The organism is Micrococcus sp. 116, from assembly GCF_902506395.1.
Classification (GTDB): domain Bacteria; phylum Actinomycetota; class Actinomycetes; order Actinomycetales; family Micrococcaceae; genus Micrococcus; species Micrococcus luteus.
Genome location: NZ_LR732370.1, coordinates 758,385 through 783,541, shown reverse-complemented (window position 1 = coordinate 783,541; position 25,157 = coordinate 758,385). Strand labels below are relative to the sequence as shown.

At 73.6% G+C, this 25,157-nt stretch carries 18 protein-coding genes and 1 pseudogene; 3 read left to right on the top strand and 16 right to left on the bottom strand.

Features of this window, described 5'->3' with window-relative positions:
• Positions 1-50: 50 nt before the first annotated feature.
• Complete coding sequence (locus CITRIK5_RS03680; RefSeq protein ID WP_370448954.1) at positions 51-3,380, bottom strand: Rne/Rng family ribonuclease; 3,330 nt, start codon at positions 3,378-3,380, stop codon at positions 51-53.
• A gap of 244 nt (positions 3,381-3,624) precedes the next feature.
• Between CITRIK5_RS03680 and CITRIK5_RS03675 the strand changes: the two genes are divergently transcribed.
• The gene (locus tag CITRIK5_RS03675; protein ID WP_041104903.1) at positions 3,625-4,284 is read left to right on the top strand and encodes a vitamin K epoxide reductase family protein; all 660 of its coding nucleotides are present in this window, start codon (positions 3,625-3,627) and stop codon (positions 4,282-4,284) included.
• A gap of 86 nt (positions 4,285-4,370) precedes the next feature.
• On the opposite strand, the gene ndk is transcribed toward CITRIK5_RS03675, so the two are convergent.
• Together ndk and CITRIK5_RS03665 are read right to left on the bottom strand one after the other, a co-directional pair.
• A complete protein-coding gene (gene ndk, locus CITRIK5_RS03670; protein WP_012750845.1) occupies positions 4,371-4,793 on the bottom strand; it encodes a nucleoside-diphosphate kinase in 423 nt (140 codons plus the stop codon).
• Positions 4,794-4,868: 75 nt separating this feature from the next.
• A complete protein-coding gene (locus tag CITRIK5_RS03665; protein ID WP_354436019.1) occupies positions 4,869-5,213 on the bottom strand; it encodes a DUF4233 domain-containing protein in 345 nt (114 codons plus the stop codon).
• Here CITRIK5_RS03665 and CITRIK5_RS12420 point away from each other — a divergent pair.
• Positions 5,188-5,250, top strand: a pseudogene (locus CITRIK5_RS12420) (hypothetical protein); the annotation flags it as partial. The gene CITRIK5_RS03665 and the pseudogene CITRIK5_RS12420 sit on opposite strands and share 26 nt — an antisense overlap.
• A gap of 115 nt (positions 5,251-5,365) precedes the next feature.
• Here the strand turns inward: CITRIK5_RS12420 and CITRIK5_RS03660 are convergent.
• From CITRIK5_RS03660 to CITRIK5_RS03600, 13 genes are all read right to left on the bottom strand, one after another.
• Positions 5,366-6,919, bottom strand: a complete 1,554-nt coding sequence (locus CITRIK5_RS03660) for a folylpolyglutamate synthase/dihydrofolate synthase family protein (protein WP_073115424.1) — start codon at positions 6,917-6,919, stop codon at positions 5,366-5,368.
• Positions 6,919-10,335, bottom strand: a complete 3,417-nt coding sequence (gene ileS / locus CITRIK5_RS03655) for an isoleucine--tRNA ligase (RefSeq protein WP_113914190.1) — start codon at positions 10,333-10,335, stop codon at positions 6,919-6,921. The genes CITRIK5_RS03660 and ileS overlap by 1 nt, the downstream gene beginning before the upstream one ends.
• 278 nt (positions 10,336-10,613) lie before the next feature.
• The gene (locus tag CITRIK5_RS03650; protein WP_101965499.1) at positions 10,614-11,249 is read right to left on the bottom strand and encodes a TIGR03085 family metal-binding protein; all 636 of its coding nucleotides are present in this window, start codon (positions 11,247-11,249) and stop codon (positions 10,614-10,616) included.
• A gap of 81 nt (positions 11,250-11,330) precedes the next feature.
• A complete protein-coding gene (locus CITRIK5_RS03645; protein WP_123244141.1) occupies positions 11,331-12,761 on the bottom strand; it encodes an FAD-dependent oxidoreductase in 1,431 nt (476 codons plus the stop codon).
• Positions 12,758-14,026: a uroporphyrinogen-III C-methyltransferase gene (gene cobA / locus CITRIK5_RS03640; protein ID WP_113914188.1), complete on the bottom strand. Its 1,269-nt coding sequence runs from the start codon at positions 14,024-14,026 to the stop codon at positions 12,758-12,760. The genes CITRIK5_RS03645 and cobA overlap by 4 nt, the downstream gene beginning before the upstream one ends.
• The gene (locus CITRIK5_RS03635) at positions 14,023-14,946 is read right to left on the bottom strand and encodes an ABC transporter permease (RefSeq protein ID WP_041104780.1); all 924 of its coding nucleotides are present in this window, start codon (positions 14,944-14,946) and stop codon (positions 14,023-14,025) included. The genes cobA and CITRIK5_RS03635 overlap by 4 nt, the downstream gene beginning before the upstream one ends.
• The gene (locus tag CITRIK5_RS03630) at positions 14,936-15,661 is read right to left on the bottom strand and encodes an ABC transporter ATP-binding protein (protein ID WP_036316899.1); all 726 of its coding nucleotides are present in this window, start codon (positions 15,659-15,661) and stop codon (positions 14,936-14,938) included. Before CITRIK5_RS03630 ends, CITRIK5_RS03635 begins: the two co-directional genes overlap by 11 nt.
• Positions 15,662-15,692: 31 nt before the next feature.
• Positions 15,693-17,033, bottom strand: a complete 1,341-nt coding sequence (locus CITRIK5_RS03625) for a sulfate adenylyltransferase subunit 1 (RefSeq protein WP_036316896.1) — start codon at positions 17,031-17,033, stop codon at positions 15,693-15,695.
• The gene (gene cysD / locus CITRIK5_RS03620; protein WP_002855962.1) at positions 17,033-17,968 is read right to left on the bottom strand and encodes a sulfate adenylyltransferase subunit CysD; all 936 of its coding nucleotides are present in this window, start codon (positions 17,966-17,968) and stop codon (positions 17,033-17,035) included. The genes CITRIK5_RS03625 and cysD overlap by 1 nt, the downstream gene beginning before the upstream one ends.
• A gap of 32 nt (positions 17,969-18,000) precedes the next feature.
• Positions 18,001-18,726: a phosphoadenylyl-sulfate reductase gene (locus tag CITRIK5_RS03615; protein WP_036316893.1), complete on the bottom strand. Its 726-nt coding sequence runs from the start codon at positions 18,724-18,726 to the stop codon at positions 18,001-18,003.
• A complete protein-coding gene (locus tag CITRIK5_RS03610; RefSeq protein WP_036316987.1) occupies positions 18,723-20,438 on the bottom strand; it encodes a nitrite/sulfite reductase in 1,716 nt (571 codons plus the stop codon). Before CITRIK5_RS03610 ends, CITRIK5_RS03615 begins: the two co-directional genes overlap by 4 nt.
• A 117-nt stretch (positions 20,439-20,555) precedes the next feature.
• Positions 20,556-21,305: a sirohydrochlorin chelatase gene (locus CITRIK5_RS03605; protein ID WP_036316890.1), complete on the bottom strand. Its 750-nt coding sequence runs from the start codon at positions 21,303-21,305 to the stop codon at positions 20,556-20,558.
• 43 nt (positions 21,306-21,348) lie between these two features.
• A complete protein-coding gene (locus CITRIK5_RS03600; RefSeq protein WP_036316887.1) occupies positions 21,349-22,143 on the bottom strand; it encodes an SDR family oxidoreductase in 795 nt (264 codons plus the stop codon).
• 139 nt (positions 22,144-22,282) lie between these two features.
• Between CITRIK5_RS03600 and valS the strand changes: the two genes are divergently transcribed.
• Positions 22,283-24,967 carry a valine--tRNA ligase gene (gene valS, locus CITRIK5_RS03595; RefSeq protein WP_100058645.1) on the top strand — a complete coding sequence of 895 codons (2,685 nt, stop codon included), beginning with the start codon at positions 22,283-22,285 and terminating at the stop codon, positions 24,965-24,967.
• Positions 24,968-25,157: the final 190 nt, after the last annotated feature.

The following is a 25,157-nucleotide window of genomic DNA, read 5'->3' as shown; positions in this document are numbered from 1 at the left end:
GCGCGTCGCCGCCGCCCTGGGCAGGCCCGGGGCGGCGGCACCGACGACGGTCAGCGGCCGCGACGGGCCAGGTCGGCGGCCTTCACGCCGACGCCGAGCATCACCGGGGCGGCACCCTGCGGCTCGGCGGGGGTGGACGCCTCGGCCACGGCCGCCGTGAAGCGGCCGCCCTGGGCGCCGCTGGGCGCGGCCTGGACCTGGACGTGGACGCCGTCGGACGACACGGCACGACGCGAGCGCCGGCGCGGCGATCCGGGCGCCGGGGCCGCCTGGGCCTCGGTCGGGGCGTCCGCGGCGGACGCCTGGTCCGCGTCCGCCGTGGGCTCCGCCGTCGGCTCGGTCGCCGCAGGCTCCACCATCACGGCCTCCTCGACGGCGGCCGGGGCGGCGGGCTGCTCGTGGACCTCGGTGGCGTCCGTGGACTCCTCGGGCGAGGGCTCGGTGGCCTCCACCGGAGCCGCGTCCGTGCGGTCGGCCGTCCGCTCGGCGGACGCGTCCGCACCGGCGGCCGGACGGACGACGCCGTCGCTCGAGGCCCGGCGGGACCGGCGGCGCCGGGGCGCCAGGGCATCCTCGGCGGGCACGGGCGCCGAGGCATCCTCGACCGGCTCCGATGCGTCCTCCGCGGGCGCGGCCGCCGAGGACTCGGCGTCCGCGGCGTCGTGCCGCGACGGCGTCGCGCGCTCCGCGCCCTGGTCCTCGGCGTCGGTCTCGGTCGAGGCCGCCTCGCCGTCCCGCCGGGACCGCCCACGGCCACCCCGACGACGCCGGGACCGGCGGGGACGGTCGTCCTGCGCGTCCGCGTCCTCCGGGGACTCGGCCTCCTCGGCCTGCGCGACCGGGTCCTGGTGCTCGGGGGCCTCGGCGGCGGCCGGCTCGGCCTCCTCCTCCGTCTGACGGGGCTGATCGGCGGACTCGGCGGGGCCGTCGTCGTGTGACCGCGCGGCATCCTCAGAGCCCGCGACCTCGGCGCCGGTGTCCCCCGACTCCTCAGCGCGGCCCCGGCTGCGGCGGCGGCCCCGACGACGCCGGCGACGCGGCGTCTCCTCCTCGTCCGTCCCGGCCGGCTGCCCGGCCTCCGCGGGCCCGGCCGACGCGGCCTCGACGGCCTCGGCCGCGGAGTCCTCGGCGGCGTCCGCCGCCTGCTCGGCGGGGGCGGACTCCTGGGCGGGGGCCTCGTCCTCGGCCACCTTGCCGGAGGCCTTCGCGATCGAGTGCAGGGCGACCCGGGCGGCCTCGGCCCGCTCACGGCGCTGCCGCTCGTCCTCCGAGTCGGCGTGCTCGGCGCCCGTCGTCGTGGCCGCGGCGGCGTGGGCGTGCTCGCCCTCGCCGTCGCCCCGACGCCGGCGACGACGGCGGCCCTCCGCCTCGCCGCGCTGCTCACCGCCGGAGCGGCCCCGCTCGACCGGCGTGTCCTGGATGAGGATGCCGCGGCCGGCGCAGTGCTCGCAGGTCTCCGAGAACACCTCCACGAGCCCGGTGCCCATGCGCTTGCGCGTCATCTGGACCAGGCCGAGCGAGGTCACCTCGGCGACCTGGTGCTTCGTGCGGTCCCGGCCCAGGCACTCCACGAGACGGCGCAGCACGAGGTCGCGGTTGGCCTCGAGCACCATGTCGATGAAGTCGATGACGATGATGCCGCCGATGTCCCGCAGGCGCAGCTGCCGGACGATCTCCTCGGCGGCCTCGAGGTTGTTCTTGGTGACGGTCTCCTCGAGGTTGCCGCCGGAGCCCGTGAACTTGCCGGTGTTCACGTCCACCACGGTCATGGCCTCGGTGCGGTCGATCACGAGCGAGCCGCCGGAGGGCAGGTACACCTTGCGCTCGAGCGCCTTGTGGAGCTGCTCGTCCACGCGGTGGGTGGCGTACAGGTCCTCGCCGTCGTGGTCCTCCGGCACCCAGTGGTGCAACCGGTCCAGCAGGTGCGGGGCCACGTAGGTCACGTAGGCCTCGATGTTGTCCCACGTGGCCTCGCCCTGCACGAGCATGGCGGAGAAGTCCTCGTTGAAGACGTCGCGGACCGTCTTGATGGTCAGGTCCGGCTCGGCGTAGAGCAGCTCGGGGGCGAGCACCTTGGTGCCGGACGCCTTCTCCTGGATGCCCTCCCACTGGGCGCGCAGACGGTTGATGTCGTTCTGCAGCTCCTGCTCGGAGGTGCCCTCGGCCGCGGTGCGCACGATCACGCCGGCGTCCTGCGGCAGGTGGTCCTTGAGGATCTTCTTCAGACGCGAGCGCTCCACGTCCGGCAGCTTGCGGGAGATGCCGGTCATCGAGCCTCCCGGCACGTACACGAGGTAGCGGCCGGGCAGGGAGACCTGGCTGGTCAGACGGGCGCCCTTGTGGCCCACCGGGTCCTTGGTGACCTGGACGAGCACGGTGTCGCCGGACTTGAGCGCGTTCTCGATCTTCCTCGGCTTGCCGTCCAGCTGGGCGGCGTCCCAGTTGACCTCGCCCGCGTAGAGCACGGCGTTGCGTCCGCGGCCGATGTCCACGAACGCGGCCTCCATGGACGGCAGCACGTTCTGGACCTTGCCCAGGTACACGTTGCCGATCATCGAGTCCTGCGTGGTGTGCGAGACGAAGTGCTCGGCCAGCACGCCGTCCTCGAGCACGGCGATCTGGATGCGCTGGTCGCGCTGGCGCACCAGCATCTTGCGGTCCACGGCCTCGCGGCGGGCCAGGAACTCGGCCTCGGTGATCACGGTGCGGCGACGCCCGCCCGAGCGGGAGTCGCGGCGGCGCTGGCGCTTCGCCTCGAGCCGGGTGGAGCCCTTGACGCTCTGGACGGTGTCCGAGGCGGTGCTCACGGCCTGGCGCGGCGCGCGCACGCGGGTGACGGTGTGCTCGGGATCGCCGGCCTCGCCGCCGTCGAGCTCCATGTCCACCTCGCCGCGGCGGCGTCGGCGGCGCCGGCGGGAGACCACGGCGCCCTCGGCCCGGTCCTCGGACTCTCCGGCGTCCTCGTCCTCGGAGCGCTGCCGGGACGTGGTCTCGGTGCGCAGGACCTCGATCAGGTTCGCCGGCACGGCGAACGGGTCGGTCGGGTCGACCTGCAGCGTCGGCGCGCTCGGCTCCTCGGGCGCGTCCGCGGCGTCGTCGGACGCGGGGGTCCGCTCCGGCTGAACCGCCCCGGCGGCGGTGTCCGCCGCGGTCTGCGTCACGGCCTGCTCGGCCGTCTCCTCCACGCGTTCGTCTGCGCGGGTCGTGTCCTCGTTGTTGGCCGCCATGGCAGCACCTCCCGCCGACCGACGACGCCACACTCGCCGCCGCCCGGCGTGTCCGCGTCCGCCGCCGGCCGCGTTGCCCCGGGCGCCGTGCGCCACGGGTGCGCCGGGAGGCGGACTCCGAGAAGTCATCGGGTGGACCGCGTCGACCGTCAGGGCCCGGCGCGGAACCGCTGCGCCCTCGAGATCGGGGCCTGGGCGTCACGTGCCGTCCGCCGGCCGGCGCACGGACGCGCACGGGCGAAGCCCGGCGTCCACCTCCCGCACGATGCTCGACGCGGGGGCGCCTCGGCGGCGGCCCGACGTCGGGCGCGCAGCGGGCTGCCCCGCGGTGTGGCCACGGGACGGCCAGGGCCGATTCTCTCACATCCGCCCCGGGCACGCGCCTAGAATCGTGTCCATGCCTGCGACCCCGCTGACGGACGACATCCGCCTCTCCCCCGCCGACGACATCCCCGCCGAGGAGGCCCGGCTCACCTGGTACGCCCGGCCCGCGGGCACGGCGGCGCTGCTCCTGATCACCTCGCTCGTGGCGCTGACGGCCACCATCATCATCATCGTCGAGCGCGCCCTCCTCACCGCGGACCCGACGCACCGCACGTCCTGCGACCTCAACCCGTGGGTGTCCTGCGGCCAGGTGATGCAGTCGTGGCAGGCCCACACCTTCGGCTTCCCGAACACGTACATCGGCGTGGTCGCGTTCTCCGTGCTCATCACCGTGGGGATGTCCCTGCTCGCCGGCGCCCGCTTCGCCCGCTGGTACTGGCTGCTGATGAACGCGGGGATCCTGGCGGGCTTCGCGTTCTGCGTGTGGCTCTGGTACTCGGCCGTCTACAGCATCGGCACGCTCTGCCTCTACTGCATGATCGTGTGGGCCATGGTCATCGCCCAGCTCGTGCTTGTGACGTCCCGGAACCTGCAGACCGGCACGCTGCCGGCCCCGGCCGGTCTCGTCCGCCTCGCCCGGGAGCTGGCCTGGCCCGTGATCGTGCTCCTCTACGTCCTGGTGTTCGCCTCGATCCTGCTGGAACTGGGCCTCGGGGTCGTCGGGATCGACTGAGCCTAAGCTCCCCCACCGGACACGACGACGGCGGCCGGTCACCCCACCAGGGTGACCGGCCGCCGTCGTGCGGGCCCGGAACGGGCTCAGCCGAACCAGATCGCGAGCTCGCGCTCGGCCGAAAGGGTCGAGTCCGAACCGTGGACGAGGTTCTTCTGGACGGCCTCGCCCCAGTCCCGGCCCAGGTCGCCGCGGATGGTGCCCGGGGCGGCCACGGTGGGGTCGGTCTTGCCGGCCAGCGAGCGGAACCCCTCAATCACCGAATCGCCCGTGACGCGCGCGGCCACCACGGGGCCGGAGGCCATGAACGCCACCAGCGGCTCGAAGAACGGCTTGCCCTGGTGCTCCTCGTAGTGGCGCTCCAACATGGCGCGGGTGGGCGTGAGCATCTTCAGGTCGGCGATCACGTAGCCCTTGCGCTCGATGCGCGCGAGGATCTCGCCGACCAGGTTGCGGGCCACCCCGTCCGGCTTGATGAGGACGAGGGTCTCTTCGGTGTGGTGCGTCATGGGGTGTGCTCCTAGCGTCGTCGGACGGCCGCGAGCGCGGCCCGGTTCCCGCTCCACCCTAGTGGGGCCCGGGACTCAGCGTCCGTGCTCGGCCTCCCAGGCGGCCTCGAGGCGGTCGCGCTGGGCGTTCTCGACGTCCATGGCACCGCCCTTGATCACGGCGTACGCCCACGTCAGCGCGAAGAGGGCCCCCACCACGAACATCGAGTACTCCCAGAAGCCGGAGGCCAGCAGGACGGCCTGGATCGCCCAGCCGATCGCGATGCCGACGGGCTTGCGCACCAGGGCGCAGGTCAGCACCGCGACGACGGCCAGCGCGGAGTAGCCCGCCACGAACCACCAGGCGCCCGGCTCGTCCCGGTGCATGCCGAACAGCATGAGCCCGAGGAAGAAGATGAGCACCGCCTCGAGCATGAGGATCGTGGAGGTGAACAGGGCGCGCACGGAGCGGCGGCGCCGACGAGTGCCGGGGCGCCACTGCCGCTGGGCTCGCGTCTCGCGCTCGGGGCGCCAGGACTCGTCGCCGAAGCGCCCCTGCTCCGGGGCGCCTCCGGTCTCCGGCTGGTCGGGGCTCATCGGTCCTCCTCCGTCCGGCGGCGGGCGCCGGCGTCGTCGCGGTCCTCGAGCAGCTCGAGGATCTCCGGGTCCAGGTCGTCCTCGTCGGCGTCCGCCAGCCCGACGGCGTCGAGCAGGTCGGCGGGGTCGAGGCCGCGGGCGGCCACGGTGACGGGGCCGGCATGGCGGGGCTCGCCCACGAGGGTGCGGACCTCGGCGGCCAGGGTGATCGAGCCGAGCACGAGCACACCGCCGCCGGTGCCGGAGGCCAGTTCGTCCGCGCTCGTCTCGAGGGCCTCCGCGCGGCCGACCGCCCACTCGAGGGCGTCCGGCACGGACTCGGTGGCGTACACGTCGTCCTCGGGCCAGCCGGCGTCGACGGCCATGCGGGCCAGCTCCCCGGCCGGGATGGCGCGGGCCGAGGAGGACTGCGTCACCGCGAGGTCCTCCACGTCGTCGCCGAACGCCCGGTAGAGCGCCGCGAGCATGCCCGGCGCGTCCTTCTCCTGGAGGATCCCGACGACCAGCGAGAGGCGGGTGAAGCCGAACGCCTCCTGCACCGCACGGGCCGTGGCCCGCACGCCGTCCGGGTTGTGGGCGGCGTCCACGATGAGCGTGGGGGCGGTGCGCAGCACCTCGAGCCGGCCGGGCGAGGTGACCTGGGACAGCCCCTCGCGCAGCAGCTCCTCGTCCAGCGGTCGCTCGCCGCCGCCCAGGAACATCTCCAGGGCCGCCACGGCCACCGCGAGGTTCTGCGCCTGGTGCTCCCCGAGCAGCGGCAGGAACAGGTCCCGGTACTCGGCCGCGAGGCCACGCACGGACACCTGCTGGCCGCCCACGGCCAGGGAGCGCTCGAGCACGCCGAACTCGACGCCCTCGAAGCGGAACGGCACGTCGGCCGCCTGCGCCGCCTCGAGCAGCACCTGGGCGGCGTCGCGCTCCTGGGCGGCGGAGACGAGGGCGCCGCCGGGCTTGATGATGCCGGCCTTCTCCTCGGCGATCTCGGCCTCGGTCTCCCCCAGCAGGTCCGTGTGGTCCAGGGAGATGGGGGTGACCACGGAGACGACGGCGTCCGCGACGTTGGTCGCGTCCGTCACGCCCCCGAGGCCCACCTCGAGGACGACGACCTCCACGGGCTCGTCCGCGAACACCGCGAAGCCCAGCGTGGTGACCGCCTCGAAGTACGTCAGCGGGACCTCGCCCGCGGCCTCGAGCTCCGCGTCCACGGTCTGCACGATCGGGAGGATCTCCCCCCACACGCGCACGAAGGTCTCGTCGGCCACCGGGGCGCCGTCGATGCTGATCCGCTCCGTGACACGCTGCAGATGCGGCGAGGTGTAGCGCCCGGTGCGCAGCCCGTAGGCGCGCAGGACGGCCTCGACCATCCGCGCCGTGGACGTCTTGCCGTTGGTGCCGGTCAGGTGGATCACCGGGGCCGCGTGCTGCGGGTCGCCGAGCAGCGCGAGCACGCGCCGCATCGGCTCGAGCCGCGGCTGCATCTTGTTCTCCGGGGCGCGGGCGAGCAGGTCCCGGTAGACCTCCTCGACCGTGCCCGGGGCGTCCCCGCGCATCACGCGTCCGCCTTCGCGACGGTGACTGCCACGGTCTTCATGGCGTCGTCGGCCGGGTCCTTGCGCGGGTCGGCCGCACCGGAGTCCACGAGCTCCAGGTCCACCGTGAGGGTCTCCTCCGCGACGAGGCCGCGGTGGGCCTCGAGCGCCGCCACGACGGCGGTGGGGCCCTCGATCCGCGTGCGCACGCGGTCGGAGACGTCCAGGCCGGCGTCCTTGCGGGCCGCCTGGACGGCGCGGACCACGTCCCGGGCGGTGCCCTCGGCGGCCAGCTCCGCGGAGACCTCGGTGTCCAGCACGAGGAAGCCGGCGGTGCCGGGCAGCACGCCCACCGCGGTCCCCTCGGGGGCGCCGGTGGAGACGGTGCGCAGCTCGTAGAGCGCGGGGGCCAGTGTCACGGTCTCGCCGTCGGCGAGCGTGACCGCCAGGCCCTCGGCCGTCTCCTCGTACGCGCCGGCGTCGACCGCCTGCTTCACGAGCGGCACCTGCCTGCCGAACGCCTTGCCGAGCTCGCGGAAGTTCAGCTTCAGCTCCGTGCCGATGCCGTAGCGGGCGATCGCCTCCTCCGAGAGCTCGGTGAGCTCGACGTCCTTGAGGTTCAGCTCGTCCGCCACGATGCGGGCGTAGGTGCCCTCGAGGCCCGCCGCGTCCGGGACGACGACGGACAGGCGGGGCAGCGGCAGGCGCACCCGGCGCCCGGCCCCCTTGCGCAGGGCCGAGCCGGCCGAGCTGATGCGGCGCACCGCGTCCATCCGGGCCACGAGGGAGTCCGCCTCGGGCCCGTGGGGGAACAGGTCGGCGTCCGGGTAGTCGGTCAGGTGGACCGAGCGGCCACCGGTGAGGCCGCGCCAGATCTCCTCGGCGATCAGCGGCATCAGCGGTGCGGCGGCCCGGGTGAAGGCCTCGAGAACGGTGTAGAGGACGTCGAAGGCGACGGTGTCCTCGTCGAAGAACCGCTCCCGGGACCGGCGGATGTACCAGTTGGTCAGCGTGTCCATGAAGCCGCGCAGCGCGTCCGTGGCGTCCGAAACCTCGTAGGCGTCCAGGCCGGCCTTGACCTCCCGCAGCATGCGGCCCGCGGCGGCCAGGATGTACTGGTCCAGGGGGTCCTCGGCGGTGTGCCGCTCCTGCGCGCGGTACCCCTCGGGGCGGGCGCCGCCGTCGTGCGCGGTGTTCGCGTACAGGGTGAAGAAGTGGTACGCGTTCCACGCCGGCAGCAGCACCTGGCGGACGCCCTCGCGGATGCCCTCCTCCGTGACGATCAGGTTGCCGCCGCGCAGGATGGGGCTGGCCATGAGGAACCAGCGCATGGCGTCCGCGCCGTCGCGGTCCAGGACCTCCGTGACGTCCGGGTAGTTGCGCAGCGACTTGGACATCTTCTGCCCGTCCGAGCCGAGCACGATGCCGTGCGAGATCACGTTGGAGAACGCCGGCCGGTCGAACAGCGCCGTGGCCAGGATGTGCATGGTGTAGAACCAGCCGCGCGTCTGGCCGATGTACTCCACGATGAAGTCCGCCGGGTTGTGCGTGGGGAACCAGTCCGCGCGCTCGAACGGGTAGTGCACCTGGGCGTACGGCATGGAGCCGGAGTCGAACCAGACGTCCAGCACGTCCTCGACCCGGCGCATGACCGCACCCGCCGCGGCGGCCTCGGGGTCCGGGTGGGGGCGGGTGAGGTCGTCCACCCACGGGCGGTGCAGGTCCACCTCGCCCTCGGCGTTGCGCGGCAGGCGGCCGAAGGCCTCCTCGATCTCCGCGAGCGAGCCGTAGACCTCCTGGCGGGGGAAGTCGGGGTGGTCGGACTCCCACACCGGGATGGGCGAGCCCCAGTACCGATTGCGGGAGATGGACCAGTCGCGCGCGTTGGCGACCCACGTGCCGAACTGCCCGTGCTTCACGTTGCCGGGGATCCAGGTGATCTCCTCGTTCAGCTCGAGCATGCGCTCCTTGATCTGGGTGACCTTGACGTACCAGGACGTCACCGCGCGGTAGATCAGGGGCGTGCGGCACCGCCAGCAGTGCGGGTAGGAGTGCTCGTAGGAGGCTTCGCGGGCCACGCGGCCCAGGGCGCGCAGGGCGCGGATGATCGTGCGGTTGGCCTCGAAGACCTGCACGCCGGCGATCTCGCGCAGGTCGCCGCGCCCGACGTCCTCGCGGGCGAACAGCGGCAGGAACCGGGCACCGGAGTCCACGGAGAGCAGCACGGGGATGCCGTTGGCCTCGCACACGCGCTGATCGTCCTCACCGTAGGCCGGCGCCTGGTGGACCACGCCGGTGCCGTCCTCGGTGGAGACGTAGTCGTCCACGAGGATGCGGTGGGCGCCCTCGACGCCGAGGTCACGGCCGTTGACGGTGAAGGTCTCCCCGCGGTGGGCGTCGAACACGTCCGTGAACAGCGGCGCGTAGGCCAGGCCGCCGAGGCGGGCGCCGGGGATCGTCTCGGTGACCGCGGCGCGGGCGGCGTCGGCATCGGCGTAGCCGAGCTCCCTGGCGTGGGCGCCCACCAGGTCCACGGCCAGGAGGAAGCGGTCCCCGTCCGCGGTCGCGCCCTCGGGGCCGGCCGGCACCACGGCGTACTGGATCTGGGGGCCGACGGCGAGGGCCGCGTTGGTCGGCAGCGTCCAGGGCGTGGTGGTCCAGGCCAGGACGTGGACGCCGGCCAGGTGCGCGGCGAGCGCCGCGTCGGCGCCGCCGTCGGGCACGAGGGCGGGGTCCGCCGGGAGGCCGGTGATCGGGAACGTGACGGTGACCGAGGGGTCCTGGCGCATCTTGTAGACGTCGTCGTCCATGCGCAGCTCGTGGTTGGACAGCGGGGTCTCGTCGTTCCAGCAGTAGGGCAGGACGCGGAAGCCGCGGTAGGTCAGGCCCTTGCGGTGCAGCTCGGAGAAGGCCCAGATCACGGACTCCATGAAGTCCGGGGTGAGGGTCTTGTAGTCGTTCTCGAAGTCGACCCAGCGGGCCTGGCGGGTCACGTAGTCCTGCCACTGGTCCGTGTACTTCAGGACCGAGGAGCGGCAGGCGTCGTTGAACGTGTCGATGCCCATGGCCTCGATCTCGGACTTGTCCGTCATGCCCAGCTGCTTCATCGCCTCGAGCTCGGCGGGCAGGCCGTGGGTGTCCCAGCCGAAGCGGCGCTCCACGCGGCGGCCCTGCTGCGTCTGGTAGCGGGCCACGAGGTCCTTGACGTACCCGGTGAGCAGGTGGCCGTAGTGCGGCAGGCCGTTGGCGAAGGGCGGGCCGTCGTAGAAGACGAACTCGTTCTGCGAGCCGTCCTCGTTCCGGGTGGGACGCTGGTCGATCGAGGCCTGGAAGGTGCCGTCCTCGTCCCAGTACGCCAGGATGCGGCGCTCGATCTCCGGGAAGCGCGGGGAGGCGGGGGTGCGGCCGTCAGGGGCGGAGGAGGCGAGGGGGTACACGGGGGTCCTTTGCGTCCGGGGCGTCGGTTCCGTGCAAGGACGCCCGAGGGCCCGACCCTCCGGCCGGCCGCGGACGCGGTACCACCTTGCTTGCCGGCGTCGGGAGGTCCCCGGGGTGCCGGCCGCTTGATGACTGCTGTGACGGGCTTACCCGTCCGGTTCTACTGGGGCCGTGCGGCCCGTTCTTCCGGAGGCTCGCCGGTGATGGCCGGGTCGACGCCTGTGCCCGCCAGTGTAGTGGACGCTGCGCCGGCCCGGGGCCGCGGGGCCGGAGCGCGTCAGAGGGCGGTGCGCACGGCCGCCGACGCGTCGCCGTCGATCTCCACGTGCACGGCGTCCCGGCCCGAGGCCCAGAGGAGGAGCTCCCCGACCTCGCCGGTCACCGTGACGGGCGCCCGCAGCGCCACGGCCCCACGGGTGACGGTGACCGGGGCGCGACCCGGGCCCTGGAGGACCACCGGCGCCGTGGACGTGCGCAGGAACAGCGGGGCCATGCGACGCAGCGAGCGGTAGAGGGCGTCCTCCTCGTCCGGGGAGAACGGGCGCGGGGCGGGCAGCGAGCCGCCGGTCGCGGACTCGCCGCGCCGGACGTCCTCGAGGTGGATGAAGTGCTCGGCCGCGTTCACGTGCCTGTCCGCCGCCCGCATGGGGTTCAGCGCCGACGGGCCCGCGGCCCACTCCCGCACGACCTCGGCGTAGTCGCGGCGCTTGGTGTCCGCGGTCAGGCGGTCGAGGTGGCGGGACAGCGGCGGGATGAACAGGGCGGCGAAGGCGTCGGGCCGGCTCTCCCGCAGCCAGAGGTGGGCGGCGAGGTCGCGGGTGCTCCAGCCGCCGCACAGGGTGGGCGCGTGGGGGCCCTTCTCGAGCAGGAGGTCAGCGAGACGGGCGCGTTCGGCTGCGGCGAAGGTGGTCATGGGCACCACGGTAGGGAGCGGGCCGCGGCGCGGGCGAGGGGTGGGCCGCGCCGCGGCCGCGAATCCGCCCGACGGGAGGACTCAGCCTCCGGCGCCGAGGAGGACGCTCTCCCGGGAGATGCGGGTCATCTCCTCCCGGTCCACGACCTTCACCCGCTCCCGCGCCACCGGACCGGCCTGCGTCGCCTGCGCACCCAGGGACTTCTCATGGTCATCCAGAGCATGCCAACCGGCCCACGTGGTGTACGGGACCTCACGGGACTCGAGCAGCTCGATCACCGACTCCTCGGAGGGCTCCTGGGCCGTCCACAGCCCCGGCTCGTCCTCGATCAGATGCTTGATCGTCTCCAGGGAGTCACCCTTGGTGTGCCCGATCAACCCCACGGGGCCGCGCTTGATCCAGCCGGAGGCATACAGGCCGGGGACGGGGGCGCCGTCCGCGTCGAGCACGCGGCCCTGCGCGTTCGGGATCACACCGCGCACCTCATCGAACTCCACCCCCTCCACGGGCGAACCGAAATACCCCACCGCCCGGTACACCGCCTGCACCGGGTAGTCCACGGTCTCCCCCGTCGGACGGACCCCACCGGAACCGTCCAACTCCATCCGGCGCATCCGCAGGCCGTCCACCCGGCCGTCGCCGTCCTCGTCCAGGAACTCCTCCGGGGCCTGGAGGAAATGCAGGTGCAGCCGACGCGAGGCGCTCTGCTGACGGTCCTCCTGCTCCATGAGCCAGTTCGTCAACGTGCCCACCATGGTGCGGACCTGGTTGTTCTCCTCGATCGCCTTCTCCGAGGCCTCATCGAAGTCGAAGTCCTCCTCGTACAACACGATGTCCACATCCCGGGAATGCGCCAGCTCCCGCAGCTCCAACGGGGTGAACTTCACCTGCGCCGGCCCACGCCGGCCGAACACGTGCACATCCGTGACCGGGGAAGCGGCCAGATCCCGGTACACGTTGTCCGGGATCTCGGTGGGCAACAGGTCCTCGGCATGCTTGGACAGGATCCGGGCCACATCCAGGGCCACGTTCCCGTTGCCGATCACCGCCACCTGCGTGGCCTCCAACGGCCAATGCCGCGGCACATCCGGGTGCCCGTCATACCAGGACGCGAAGTCCGCGCCACCGAACGAGCCGGCCAACTCCACCCCCGGCACGTCCAGGGCAGCGTCCCGCACCGCACCGGTGGAGAACACGATCGCGTCGTAATGCCGACGCAGATCCGCCAGGCTCAGGTCCGTGCCGTAGTCCACATTCCCCAGGAAACGGATGTCCCCGCGGTCCATGACCTTGTGCAGCGCGGTGACGATGCCCTTGATGCGCGGATGGTCCGGGGCCACCCCGTAGCGGATCAGGCCGAACGGGGCCGGGTACCGGTCGAACAGGTCGATGCTGACACGGAAGTCCCGTTCCTCCTTGGTCAGGATGTCCGCCGTGTACACCCCGGCGGGTCCGGCACCGATGATGGCGATGCGCAACGGGCGGTCAGGCCTCGAGGGGGTCAGGGTCATGCTCGTGCTCCTTCGGAGGTCGGGTTCAGGGTCAAGATCGGGGCAGGGACACCGGCTGCAGGCGCGCCGGTGGCGTAGGGGCTCAGGCGCACGACGTCGCCCACGACGATCACGGCGGGGTTCTCCACACCGACGGCGGCCGCCTGCGCGGCGATGGTCTCCACCGTGCCCACGGTGACCCGCTGGTCCGGCATCCAGCCGCGCTCGATGATCGCCACGGGCGTCGCGCCGTCGAGGCCGCGCTCCGTCAGTCGGCGCGCGGTGTCCGCGAGCCGGCGCACGCCCATCAGCAGGACGAGCGTGTGGTCGGCCCGGGTGGGCACTTCGGCCAGCTCTTCGTGGCCGGTCACCAGCGTGAAGCCGGTGGCGACGCCGCGATGGGTGACCGGGATCCCCGCGGCGGCGGGCACCGAGACGGCGCTCGTGACACCGGGGACCACCTCGACGTCGACGCCATGGGCGCGGCAGTGCGCTGCCTCCTCGCCGCCGCGGCCGAGCACGTACGGGTCGCCGCCCTTGAGCCGGACGACGAGGCGGCCGGCCCGGGCCTCCCGGACCAGGACGGCGTTGATCTCGTCCTGCGTGGCCAGGTGGTTCCCGGGGGCCTTGCCGACCTCGATCACGGGCACCGCCGGGTCCAGCTCGGCCAGGAGGGCGCGCGGGCCCAGCCGGTCGGCGACCACCACGTCGGCCTCCGCGAGCAGCTGTCGGCCGCGCACGGTGATGAGCCCGGAGTCGCCGGGGCCGCCGCCGACGAGGGCCACGCGGCCGGGCTCGGCGGACGCGCGCCGCCGGCGCAGCGGCAGCCGCCCCGTCGACAGGGCGAGGGTGATCGCATCCTTCAGGGCGCGGGCGCGGCGAGGGTCTCCCCCGGCGTTGACGGCCACGGTCACGTCCCCGGCCCGGACGACGGCGGGCGTCCAGGCGGCGGAGGACTCGGCATCGGAGGCGTCGACGCACCAGACGCGGCGGGCCTCGGCGTCGGAGGCCACGGCCCCGTCCACGGCCCGGTCGCCGGTGGCGGTCTGGGCGAACCAGACCCCGTCGAGGTCGGACGGGCGGTAGGGGCGGCGGTGCAGGGTGATCAGGCCGGCCGCCGCGAGCCGCTCCACCTCCTCCCCCGGCTCCGGGGCCACCACGGTGACGAGCGCGCCGGCGTCGAGGAGGGCGCCCATGCGGCGGCCGGCCACGCGCCCGCCGCCCACCATCAGGACGGGCCGGCCGAGCAGACGCAGGGAGGTGGGGTACAGATCGGACGCGGTCATCGCGTGCTCCCTTCCAGCAGCCCCCGGCGGCGCAGCATGCGCCGCTCGACGGGGCCGAATACGGCCAGTTCGACGAGGACGCCGACGGCCAGGATGGTCAGGACGGCGCAGAGGACGACGGCGAGGTCGGACGCGGCACGTCCCTCGTGGAGCAGGGTCCCGAGTCCCACGCCCATGGGCCCGCCGACGGCGATGATCTCGGCGGCCATGAGGCCTCGCCACGCGAAGGCCCAGCCCTGGCGCAGGCCGGAGACGAAGGCGGGCAGGGCGGCCGGGAGGACCACCAGCAGGGCGGTCTCGAGACGCGAGGCGCCCAGCACCCGGGCCGCGCGACGCAGCTGCGGCGGCACCTGGTCCGTGCCGGTGGTGAGGCCGGCGACCACGGCGGGGACGGCGCCGGTGAGCATCACGAAGTACGCGGTGGCGTCGCTGAGGCCGAACCACAGCACCGCGAGCGGCACCCAGGCCACGTTCGGCAGCACCATCAGGGCCGTGAGCAGCGGGCCGAACGCCCGCCGCAGGACGCTGACCTGTCCGAGCACCAGGCCCAGCCCGACGCCGACGACCACGGCGAGTGCGAAGCCGACGACGGCGCGGCCCACCGACGTCGCCACTGCCTGCTGGACGAGGCCCTGGGCCCACAGCGTCCCGAAGGCCCCGACGACGTCGCCGGGACCGGTGATCGGCTCACCGCGCGCACCGGCCAGCCACGCGAAGGCCTGCCAGATCGCCACGAGCAGGACGACGGCGGCCACCGGGAGCAGGACCCGGCTCCAGTCCCACCCGGCCAGACCCGTCCGACGGGTCGAGTCGACGGCCTGGAGCGCGTCGAGGCCGCTGTCGAGCTCGCGCAGCTCGTCGTCGGTGGCGGCCCCCGGCGCGCGGCCGGGGGCGTCGAGGGTGGGGGTGTCAGTGCGCATGGCGACGGATCTCCTGACCGAGTCGGGCGGTGATGGCGGCCGTGAGGGCGGCCGCGGCGGGCGCGTCGTGGCGGGCGGCCGCGGGCACGTCCCATTCGGCGACGACGCGACCCGGACGTGAGGACAGCAGCAGCACCCGCTGGCCGAGGCGGACGGCCTCGGCCACGTTGTGGGTGACGAACACGACCGTCCGACCGGTCTGCCGCCACACGCGCTCGAGCTCCCCATGCAGCAGGTCGCGGGTGATCGCGTCCAAGGCCGCGAACGGCTCGTCCATGAGCAGCAGGGGGCGGTCCTGGGCGAGGGCCCGGGCCAGGGCGACGCGCTGGCGCATGCCGCCGGAGAGCTGGTGGGGTCGCAGGTCGGCGGCGTCGTCGAGGTGGACGAGGCGCAGCAGCTCCCCGGCACGCTCCCGACGCTCCCCCGCGGCCACACCGGCGAAGCGGAGGGCGAGCTCGATGTTGCCGCGGGCGGTGAGCCACGGGAAGAGGGCGGCGTCCTGGAACATGAACGCGGCCCCCTCCCGGGGGGTCTTGACGACGCCCGCGGTGGGCGCCTCGAGCCGGGCGACGAGGTTCAGCAGGGTGGACTTGCCGCACCCGGACGCACCGAGCAGGCAGACGAACTCGCCCGGCTCGATCCGCACGGAGACGTCCTCCAGCACGGGCGTGGGCCCGCCGAAGCTCTTGCCCACGTCCTCCATCACCACCGTCATGACCGCTCCCGTCGCGCCGTCGTCATCCGGATCAGGCCTCGTCGCCGCCGCGCACCATGCCGGCGGCGAGCGTGGCCCCGTCGTGGGGGTCGATCACGAGGAACGCCCCGGTGCGCCGATGCACGGCGTAGGGCTCCACGGGCAGCGGCGCGGCCAGGTGCAGGCGCACCTGTCCGATGTCGTTGAGCCCGAGGGTCTCGGCCGGGTCGAGCCGCAGGGTGTCGAGGTCGAGCCGACCGGCCACCTCCTGGACGAGCGCCCGGACGACGGCGGTGCCGTGCTTGACGAGGACCTGCTGCCCGACGCGCAGCGGTGCGGCGGAGAGCCAGCACAGCGCGGCGGCCACCTCCGCGGTGGGGCGCGGGGCGGTGTCCGCGGCGGCGATCGTGTCCCCGCGGGCCACGTCCACCTCGTCGGCCAGGCGCAGGACCACCGACTGCGGGGAGGAGGCCTCCTCGAGGGATTCCCCGGCGGCGTCCACGCCCACCACGGTGGTGGTGCGCGCCGGCTGCCCCGGGGTGAGGACGGCGACGGCGTCCCCGGGCCGGACGGTGCCCGCGACCACCTGCCCGGCGTAGCCGCGGTAGTCGCGGAACACCTCGGGGTCGAGGCCGGGGGCCAGGGCGCCCTGGGGGCGCACCACGAGCTGCACCGGGAAGCGGAAGGAGGCGGCGGCGTCGTCCTCGGCGTCCGCCCCGGGCAGGGACTCGAGCAGCTCCATGAGCGTGGGGCCGGTGTACCAGTCCGTCCGCTCGGAGCGGGTGACCACGTTGTCGCCCTGCAGGGCGGACACCGGGACGCTCACCGCGTCGGAGAGGCCGAGCTCCCGGGCCACGCGCCGGACGTCCTCGGCGATCGCGGTGAAGACCTCCTCGGCGTAGTCCACGAGATCGATCTTGTTGACGGCGACGATCACGTGCGGCACCCGCAGCAGGGCCACCACGCTGAGGTGGCGCCGGGTCTGCTCCACCACGCCCTTGCGGGCGTCCACGAGCAGCACGACCGCATCGGCCGTCGAGGCGCCCGTGACGGTGTTCCGGGTGTACTGCACGTGCCCGGGGCAGTCGGCCAGCACGAAGGTGCGCCGGTCCGTGGCGAAGTACCGGTACGCGACGTCGATCGTGATCCCCTGCTCCCGCTCGGCGCGCAGGCCGTCGGTCAGCAGCGCCAGGTCCAGCCCGCCCTCGGCACCGCCGAAGCCGCGCTCGGCGGAGGTGCGGGCCACGGCCTCGAGCTGGTCGGCCAGGACGGCCTTGGAGTCGTGCAGGAGGCGGCCCACGAGGGTGGACTTGCCGTCGTCGACCGAGCCGGCCGTGGCCAGGCGGAACAGGGTCCCGGCGGGGGCGTGCCGGTCCAGCAGTGCGGTGCTCATCAGAAGTACCCGTCCTTCTTGCGATCTTCCATGGCCGCCTCGGAGATGCGGTCGTCGGCGCGGGTGGCCCCGCGTTCGGTCAGGGTGGAGGCGGCGACCTCGAGCACGACGTCCTCGACGGTGGCGGCCTCCGAGAGGACGGCGCCGGTGCAGGACATGTCGCCCACCGTGCGGTAGCGCACCGTCCGCGTGGTGACCTCCTCGCCCTCGGCCGGGCGGGAGTGCTCCCCCACGGCGCGCCACATGCCGTCGCGGCGGAAGACCTCCCGCTCGTGCGCGTAGTAGATGGAGGGCAGCTCGATGCCCTCGCGGGCGATGTACCGCCACACGTCCAGCTCGGTCCAGTTGCTGATGGGGAACGCGCGGACGTGCTGGCCGGGGGTGTGACGGCCGTTGTAGAGGTTCCACAGCTCGGGGCGCTGGTTGCGCGGGTCCCACTGGCCGAACGCGTCCCGCAGGCTGATGATCCGCTCCTTGGCCCGCGCCTTGTCCTCGTCACGGCGGCCTCCCCCGAAGACGGCGTCGAACCGGTTGGTCCGGATCGTGTCCAGCAGGGGGGTGGTCTGCAGGGTGTTGCGGGTGCCGTCGGCGCGCTCACGCAGCTCGCCGCGGTCGATGTACTCCTGCACGGAGCCCACCACGAGCCGCAGGCCGAGCCGCTCCACCGTGCGGTCGCGGAACTCGAGGACCTCGGGGAAGTTGTGGCCGGTGTCCACGTGGACCACCGGGAAGGGGATCCTCCCCGGCCAGAAGGCCTTCGCGGCCAGGTGGAGCATCACCACGGAGTCCTTGCCGCCCGAGAAGAGCATGGCGGGGCGCTCGAACTCGGCCACCACCTCGCGGATGATGTGGATCGCCTCGGCCTCCAGGGCGTCCTGGACGTCGGGCCCGGCGGGGCTCACGGTCCCCGGGTCGGGGGCATGGGTGAGGGTCATCGTGTCTCCTTGGTCTGTCTCGGGTGCGGCGCTCAGACGTGGATGCCGCACTCGGTCTTCGCGGTCCCGGCCCAGCGCCCGGCACGGGGGTCCTCCCCGGGGGCGACGGGGCGGGTGCAGGGGCGGCAGCCGATCGAGGGGTAGCCGTTCTGCAGGAGCAGGTTCACGGGCACGTCGTGGTCCGTGGCGTAGCCGACCAGGTCGTCGAAGCTCCACGGGGCGACGGGGTTGACCTTGACCATGCCGTGGGCCTCGTCCCAGCCCACCAGCGGGGTGTTCGTGCGCGTCGGCGCCTCGTCCCGGCGGACGCCGGTGAACCACAGGTCGTATCCGGCCAGCGCCCGGTTGAGGGGCTCGACCTTGCGCATCGCGCAGCACAGCCCCGGGTCGCGGGCGAACAGGTCCTTGCCGTGGCGCTCGTCCTGCTCGGCCACGGTCAGCTCCGGGAGCACGTCCACCACGGTGACGGCGAGGCGGCGGGCCACCTCGTCGCGCGTCGCGAGCGTCTCGGTGAAGTGGTAGCCGGTGTCCAGGAAGAGGACGTCCACGCCGGGCATCCGCTGCGCCACCAGGTGCGGCAGGACGGCGTCGGCCATGGAGCAGGCCACGGCCGCCCGGCGGAGGTCCACATGGCGGGCGGCCCAGTCGACCACCGCCTCGGCGGGGGCGTCCCAGCCGAGCTCGGCGGCGCCGGACTCCGCGAGCGCCTGCAGGCGCTCGAGGTCCTCGGTCGGACGGGTGGGGGGAACGGTGCTCATCGGAGGGCCTCCTCGTCGACTCGGTGCGCCCACCGGGCGAAGGTCTCGCCCGGCTCACGCTGCTCGTCGTACCGGCGGACGACGCGCTCGACGTAGTCGACCAGCCCGTCCGCGCGGACCTTCAAGCCGCGGACGCTGCGTCCGAGGCCGGCCTCGGCGCGGTCCACGGAGGCCAGCCCGCCGCCCAGGTGAACCTGGAAGCCGGGCGTCTGGCCGCCGTCGTCGTCCGGGAGCAGCTGGCCCTTCAGGCCGATGTCCGCGGTCTGGATGCGGGCGCAGGAGTTGGGGCAGCCGTTCACATGCAGGCTCAGCCGCTCGGGGAGGCGGTCGGCGAGGTCGGCCAGGCGCTCCTCGAGCTGGGCGATCGCGGCGGTGGCGGTGTCCTTCGTGTCCACGATGGCGAGCTTGCAGAACTCCAGGCCCGTGCAGGCGATGGTGGAGCGGCGGAATACGGACGGCTCCGGGTCCAGTCCCAGCTCCTTCAAGCCGGCCACGACGGCGTCCACCCGGTCCCGCTCCACGTCCAGCACCACGATCTTCTGGTGGGGGGTGGTGCGCAGCCGCGTGGAGCCGTGGGCCTCGAGCAGGTCCGCGAGGGCGGTGAGGGTGGTGCCGCTGGAGCGGCCGACGACGGGAGCGGCGCCGATGTAGAAGCGGCCGTCCTTCTGCTCGTGGACCCCCACGTGGTCGCCGGGACGGGTGGGCGGGGCCGGGGCGGGTCCGTCGGGCAGGGCGTAGCCGAGGTACTCCTCCTCCAGCACGGTGCGGAACCTCTCCGGCCCCCAGTCCTCGAGCAGGTACTTCATGCGGGCCTTGTTGCGCAGGCGCCGGTAGCCGTAGTCACGGAAGATGCTCACGACGGCGTGCCACACCTCGGGGGCGCGCTCGGCCGAGACGAAGGCACCGATCCGGTCGGCCAGGCGGGCCTTCGTGGACAGGCCGCCGCCGACCCACAGGTCGTAACCGGGGCCCAGCTCGGGGTGCACCACGCCGATCAGGGAGACGTCGTTGATCTCGTGGACCACGTCCTGGGAGGGGTGTCCGGTGATGGCGGTCTTGAACTTGCGGGGCAGGTTGGAGATCTCGAGGTCGCCGATCCAGCGGTCCGCGATCTCCCGGATCACGGGCGTGGGGTCGATGATCTCGTCCGCGGCGATCCCGGCCACCGGTGAGCCGAGGATCACGCGCGGCACGTCGCCGCAGGCCTCGGTGGTGGACAGGCCCACGGACTCCAGGCGCCGCCAGATCTCGGGGACGTCCTCGACGCGGATCCAGTGCAGCTGGACGTTCTGCCGGTCGGTGATGTCCGCGGTGTCACGGCCGAAGTCGGTGGAGATCCCGCCGATCACGCGCAGCTGCTCGGTGGTGAGGTCGCCGCCGTCGATGCGCACGCGCAGCATGAAGTAGCGGTCCTCGAGTTCGTGGGGCTCCAGGGTGGCGGTCTTGCCGCCGTCGATCCCCTGCCGACGCTGGGTGTACAGGCCCCACCAGCGGAAGCGGCCGTGCAGGTCGTCCGAGGGGATCGAGTCGAAGCCCTCGTGGGCGTAGACCTGCTCGATGCGCTCGCGGACGTTCAGGCCGTCGTCCTGCTGCTTGAACTCCTCGTTGTGGTTCAGGGGGGCGGTCCCGTCCACCTTCCACTGGCCGTGCGGCTTGGCGGAGGGACGGCGCGGAGTGCGCGCCGGCCTCGACGTCTCGTTCACCTGGGTCATGGCCGCCACGCTAGGAACCCGGCATGCCGGCCCCAAGATCGTCGACGCGGTTCGTCACGTTCCCGGGGCCGGGCCGCGGCGGGGACCCGGTCCGGCCCCGGTCGTGTGACGGACGGCTCAGCGGCCTCCGGCGGCTCCCCTCGGGGCCTCTACGAGGGCGGACCGCAGCCGGTCCAGGGCGATCCGCGCCACCAGCGGATGCGGCAGCAGGGGGTCGGTGACCGCGTCCGCGCCGGCCTCGCCGAGCCGGTCGTGGAAGTACCCGGGGGCCAGCAGGTGGGCGGCCACCACGGCGCGACGGCCGGCGGCGTGCACCCGGGCGACGGCGTCGGGCACACGGGGGGTCGCCGCCGCCCCGAACGCCGCGGTCACGGGCAGTCCCGTGGCCCGGGCCAGGGCCCCGGCCAGGGCGTGCACCTGGGCCTGGCCGTCCGCGGCGCGGGTGCCGGCCGCCGCCAGGATGACGTCCGATGTCGCGGCCTCACCGGCCGGCACCGCCCGGGCCACCCGCTCGGCCAGAACGGTCACCAGGCGCGGCTCGACGTCGTCCCCGGCCCCGGCCAGCGGTGCGGCGGCGATCGTGCCGGGTCGGGCGGCTGCGGCGTGGTGGATGTCGTGGTGGACGTGATGGCCCAGGGACAGCAGCAGCGGCACGATCACGGCCGGCTCCCCCGGGGGCAGGGCCGCCACGACCTCGTCGAGGGAGGGGCTCTGCACGTCCACGTAGGCCTCGTGGACCTGGGCGCCCGGCCCCTCGGCGGCCAGGAGGGCCGCCAGGTCGGCACGGAGGCCGTCGATCACGTCGCGGCCGGCCGCGTCGTGCGTGCCGTGGGCGCAGGCGATCACGTGCAGCACGGGCGCGCTCATGCCGAGCCCACCGCGTCGGCCCACACGTTCTGCGGCCCGCCGCTCACCGGCGGATCACCTTGTGCTGGGCGGCCTGGGCGACCGGCCGCATCACGATCTGATCCAGGTTCACGTGGTGGGGCAGCTCGACGGCGTGGACGCACACCTCGGCGACGTCCTCGGCGGTGAGCGGCTTCTCCACGCCCGCATACACGGCGTCCGCGGCGGACTGGTCGCCGCCCAGGCGGTTGCGGGAGAACTCCTCGGTGTGGACCATGCCCGGCAGCACCTCGATCACCCGCACGTTGTGCTCGGCCTCCTCCAGGCGCAGCGCGCCGGTGAGCCCGTGCTGGCCCATCTTCGCGGCGTTGTAGCCGGCGCCGCCCTCGTAGGCGGTGACGGCGGCGGTCGAGGTCAGGTTGAGCACGGTGCCCTCGCCGTGGGCGCGGAGCATGGGCAGGAACGCCTGGCACATCGTGAGGGTGCCGAGCACGTTGACGCGGTACATCCACTCCCAGTCGGCGCGGTCGCCGTCGCCCACCGCGTCCGTGCCGAGCGCGCCGCCGGCGATGTTGACGAGGGTGTCGGCGCCGCCGTCGGCCTCGACGCGCGAGGCCAGCGCGGCGACGGCGGCCTCGTCCGTGACGTCCAGGGCGGCGGGGACGACGTCGCCGCTCACGCCCTCGGCCCGGGCGTCGGCAGCGAGGGTCTCGAGGCGCTCGGCCCGGCGGCCGACCGCGTACACGCGCCAGCCGCGGCGGGCGAGCTCGAGGGCCGTGGCGCGGCCGATGCCGCTCGTGGCCCCCGTCACGACGGCGGCGCGGGCGGGGTTCTTCGCAGGTTCATGGGTGTGGCTCACGCCTCCGACCGTAGCCGAGCCGCGCCGTTCGGAGCACCGCCCGGATCACCTCCGCCAGGTCGAGCGACTGAAAGGGCGGGACGTCCCGGGCGTCGTCGCAGGCCCGGCCCGCCGCCCCGGTCATGGGAGGATGGCGGGCATGGCTGAGAACACGCAGGGCACAGACACGCCCATCGACGCATCGACCCCGTCCACCCCCGCCGCCGGCGCCGTGGCCGTGCCGGACAAGCCGGCCCTCGAGGGCCTCGAGGAGAAGCTGACCGCCCGCTGGGCCGACGAGCGCACCTACGCGTTCGACACGCAGACCACCCGCGAGCAGGTCTACTCGATCGACACTCCCCCGCCGACCGCCTCCGGCTCGCTGCACGTGGGCCACGTCTTCTCCTACACGCAGACCGACGTGCTCGCCCGCTACCAGCGCATGAACGGCAAGAACGTGTTCTACCCGATGGGCTGGGACGACAACGGCCTGCCCACCGAGCGCCGCGTGCAGAACTACTACGGCGTCCGCTGCGACCCCGCCAAGCCGTACGTGGAGGGCTACCGCCCGCCGGAGAAGCCGGCGAAGAACCAGCGCGACTGGGACGTGATCTCCCGCAAGAACTTCATCGAGCTCTGCGAGGAGCTCGCCGTCGAGGACGAGAAGGTCTTCGAGGACCTCTTCACCCGTCTCGGCCTGTCCGTCGACTGGGACATGACCTACCGGACCATCGACGACGTCTCCCGCGCCGTCTCCCAGCGCGCCTTCCTGGCCGGCATCGCCTCGGGCGACGCCTATCTGGCCGAGGCCCCCACCATGTGGGACGTGACCTTCCGCACCGCCGTGGCCCAGGCCGAGCTCGAGGACCGCGAGGTCCCCGGCGCCTACCACCGCTACGCCTTCACCGCTGCGGACGGCGAGCAGGTCTTCATCGAGACCACCCGCCCCGAGCTGCTGGCCTCCTGCTCCGGCCTGGTCGCCCACCCGGACGACGAGCGCTACCAGCACCTGTTCGGCACGACCGTCACCTCCCCGCTGTACGGCGTGGAGGTCGAGGTCTTCCCGCACCCGCTGGCCAAGCCGGACAAGGGCTCCGGCATCGCCATGGTCTGCACCTTCGGCGATCTCAACGACGTCACCTGGTGGCGCGAGCTGCAGCTGCCGACCCGCACCCTGATCGGCCGTGACGGCCGCTTCGCCGCCGACACCCCCGAGTGGATCACCACGGACGCCGGCCGACAGGCCTATGCGGACACCGTGGCCGGCAAGACCGTCTTCTCCGCCAAGCAGGGTGTGGTGGACGCCCTCACCGCGGCCGGCCTGCTGGACGGAGAGCCGAAGAAGATCATGCACGCCGTGAACTTCTACGAGAAGGGCGACAAGCCGCTCGAGGTCGTCACCTCCCGCCAGTGGTACATCCGCAACGGCGGCCGCGACGCCGACCGCCGCGCGGAGCTGATCGAGCGCGGCCGCGAGCTCTCCTGGCACCCGGAGCACATGCGCCACCGCTATGAGAACTGGGTCGAGGGCCTCAACGGTGACTGGCTCGTCTCCCGCCAGCGCTTCTTCGGGGTGCCGATCCCGGTCTGGTACCCGCTGGACGCGGAGGGTGAGCCCGACTATGAGAACCCGATCCTCCCGGCCGACGAGCAGCTCCCCGTGGACCCGGCCGCCGAGGCCGCCCCGGGCTACTCCGAGGACCAGCGCGACGTCCCCGGCGGCTTCACCGGCGACCCGGACGTCCTGGACACCTGGGCCACCTCCTCGCTGACCCCGCAGATCGTGGGCCGCTGGTCCCGTGACGAGGCGTTCTTCAACAACGTCTTCCCGTTCGATCTGCGCCCGCAGGGCCACGACATCATCCGCACCTGGCTGTTCTCCACCGTAGTGCGCGCCCACGCCCTCAACGGCTCCGTGCCGTGGACGGACACCGCGCTCTCCGGCTGGATCCTCGACCCGGACCGCAAGAAGATGTCCAAGTCCAAGGGCAACGTGGTGGTCCCGACCGACATCCTGGACCAGTTCGGCTCGGACGCCGTCCGCTACTGGGCCGCCTCGGCCCGCCTCGGCGCGGACACCGCCTACGAGGTGGCGCAGATGAAGATCGGCCGCCGACTGGCCATCAAGCTGCTCAACGCCGCCAAGTTCGTTCTGAACCTGGGCGCCACGCAGGACGCCGTCATCCGCACGGCCGACGACGCCGCGGCCATCACCAACCCGCTGGACGCCTCCCTGCTGGCGCGCCTCGCGGCCACCATGGAGCAGGCGACCCGCGCGTTCGAGGCCTACGACTACGCGCGTGCCCTCAACGTGACCGAGCAGTTCTTCTGGGCCTTCACGGACGACTACGTGGAGCTCGTGAAGGACCGTGCCTACGGTGGCCACGGCGAGGCCGAGCAGGCCTCGGTGGTGACCACGCTGGCCACCACCCTGGACGCCCTGCTGCGTCTGCTGGCCCCGTTCCAGCCGTTCGCCACCGAGGAGGTGTGGAGCTGGTGGCGCGCCGGATCCGTGCACACCGCCGCCTGGCCGGGCGCCGCGGACGAGGCGGCGGCCCTGTCCTACGCCGCCTCCGCCGGCGACGCCGAGGTCCTGCCCACCGTGGCGCAGGTCCTGGGCGGCGTCCGCAAGGCGAAGTCCGAGGCCAAGGTGAAGCAGCGGACCGAGGTGCGCTCCGCCGTGGTGACCGGACCGGCCGAGTGGCTCGAGAAGCTGCGCGGCGGCCTGGCGGACCTCAAGGCGGCCGGCAACATCGCGGACCTGTCCCTCACGCAGGGCGAGGCCGGCGAGTCCGCGCCGCTGACCGTCTCCGACGTGCAGCTCGCACCGGTCGAGGACGACTGATCCGCGCCGCGCGTTCCCGGAAGGTGTCTCGGGAGCGCACGCGGCACGACGACGGCCCCGTCGCCCATCACGGGCGGCGGGGCCGTCGTCGCGCCCGTGCTGCGAACCCGAGTCTGCCCGTCAGCGTGGGATGTTCGTGGCCGGGATCCGGTAGGGCACAGCGCACGTCGGACAGTCCGCCGCCGGATCG

Excerpts from the sequence above, each read along its gene's own strand:
- valS (WP_100058645.1), top strand. The coding sequence starts at position 22,283 with ATGGCTGAGAACACGCAGGGCACAGACACGCCCATCGACGCATCGACC.
- CITRIK5_RS03605 (WP_036316890.1), bottom strand. The coding sequence starts at position 21,305 with ATGAGCGCGCCCGTGCTGCACGTGATCGCCTGCGCCCACGGCACGCAC.
- cobA (WP_113914188.1), bottom strand. The coding sequence starts at position 14,026 with ATGACCGCGTCCGATCTGTACCCCACCTCCCTGCGTCTGCTCGGCCGG.
- CITRIK5_RS03645 (WP_123244141.1), bottom strand. The coding sequence starts at position 12,761 with ATGACCCTGACCCCCTCGAGGCCTGACCGCCCGTTGCGCATCGCCATC.
- CITRIK5_RS03660 (WP_073115424.1), bottom strand. The coding sequence starts at position 6,919 with ATGCGCGGGGACGCCCCGGGCACGGTCGAGGAGGTCTACCGGGACCTG.
- CITRIK5_RS03650 (WP_101965499.1), bottom strand. The coding sequence starts at position 11,249 with ATGACCACCTTCGCCGCAGCCGAACGCGCCCGTCTCGCTGACCTCCTG.
- CITRIK5_RS03675 (WP_041104903.1), top strand. The coding sequence starts at position 3,625 with ATGCCTGCGACCCCGCTGACGGACGACATCCGCCTCTCCCCCGCCGAC.
- CITRIK5_RS03615 (WP_036316893.1), bottom strand. The coding sequence starts at position 18,726 with ATGAGCACCGTTCCCCCCACCCGTCCGACCGAGGACCTCGAGCGCCTG.
- ndk (WP_012750845.1), bottom strand. The coding sequence starts at position 4,793 with ATGACGCACCACACCGAAGAGACCCTCGTCCTCATCAAGCCGGACGGG.
- CITRIK5_RS03635 (WP_041104780.1), bottom strand. The coding sequence starts at position 14,946 with ATGCGCACTGACACCCCCACCCTCGACGCCCCCGGCCGCGCGCCGGGG.
- cysD (WP_002855962.1), bottom strand. The coding sequence starts at position 17,968 with ATGACCCTCACCCATGCCCCCGACCCGGGGACCGTGAGCCCCGCCGGG.
- CITRIK5_RS03625 (WP_036316896.1), bottom strand. The coding sequence starts at position 17,033 with ATGAGCACCGCACTGCTGGACCGGCACGCCCCCGCCGGGACCCTGTTC.
- CITRIK5_RS03610 (WP_036316987.1), bottom strand. The coding sequence starts at position 20,438 with ATGACCCAGGTGAACGAGACGTCGAGGCCGGCGCGCACTCCGCGCCGT.
- CITRIK5_RS03630 (WP_036316899.1), bottom strand. The coding sequence starts at position 15,661 with ATGACGGTGGTGATGGAGGACGTGGGCAAGAGCTTCGGCGGGCCCACG.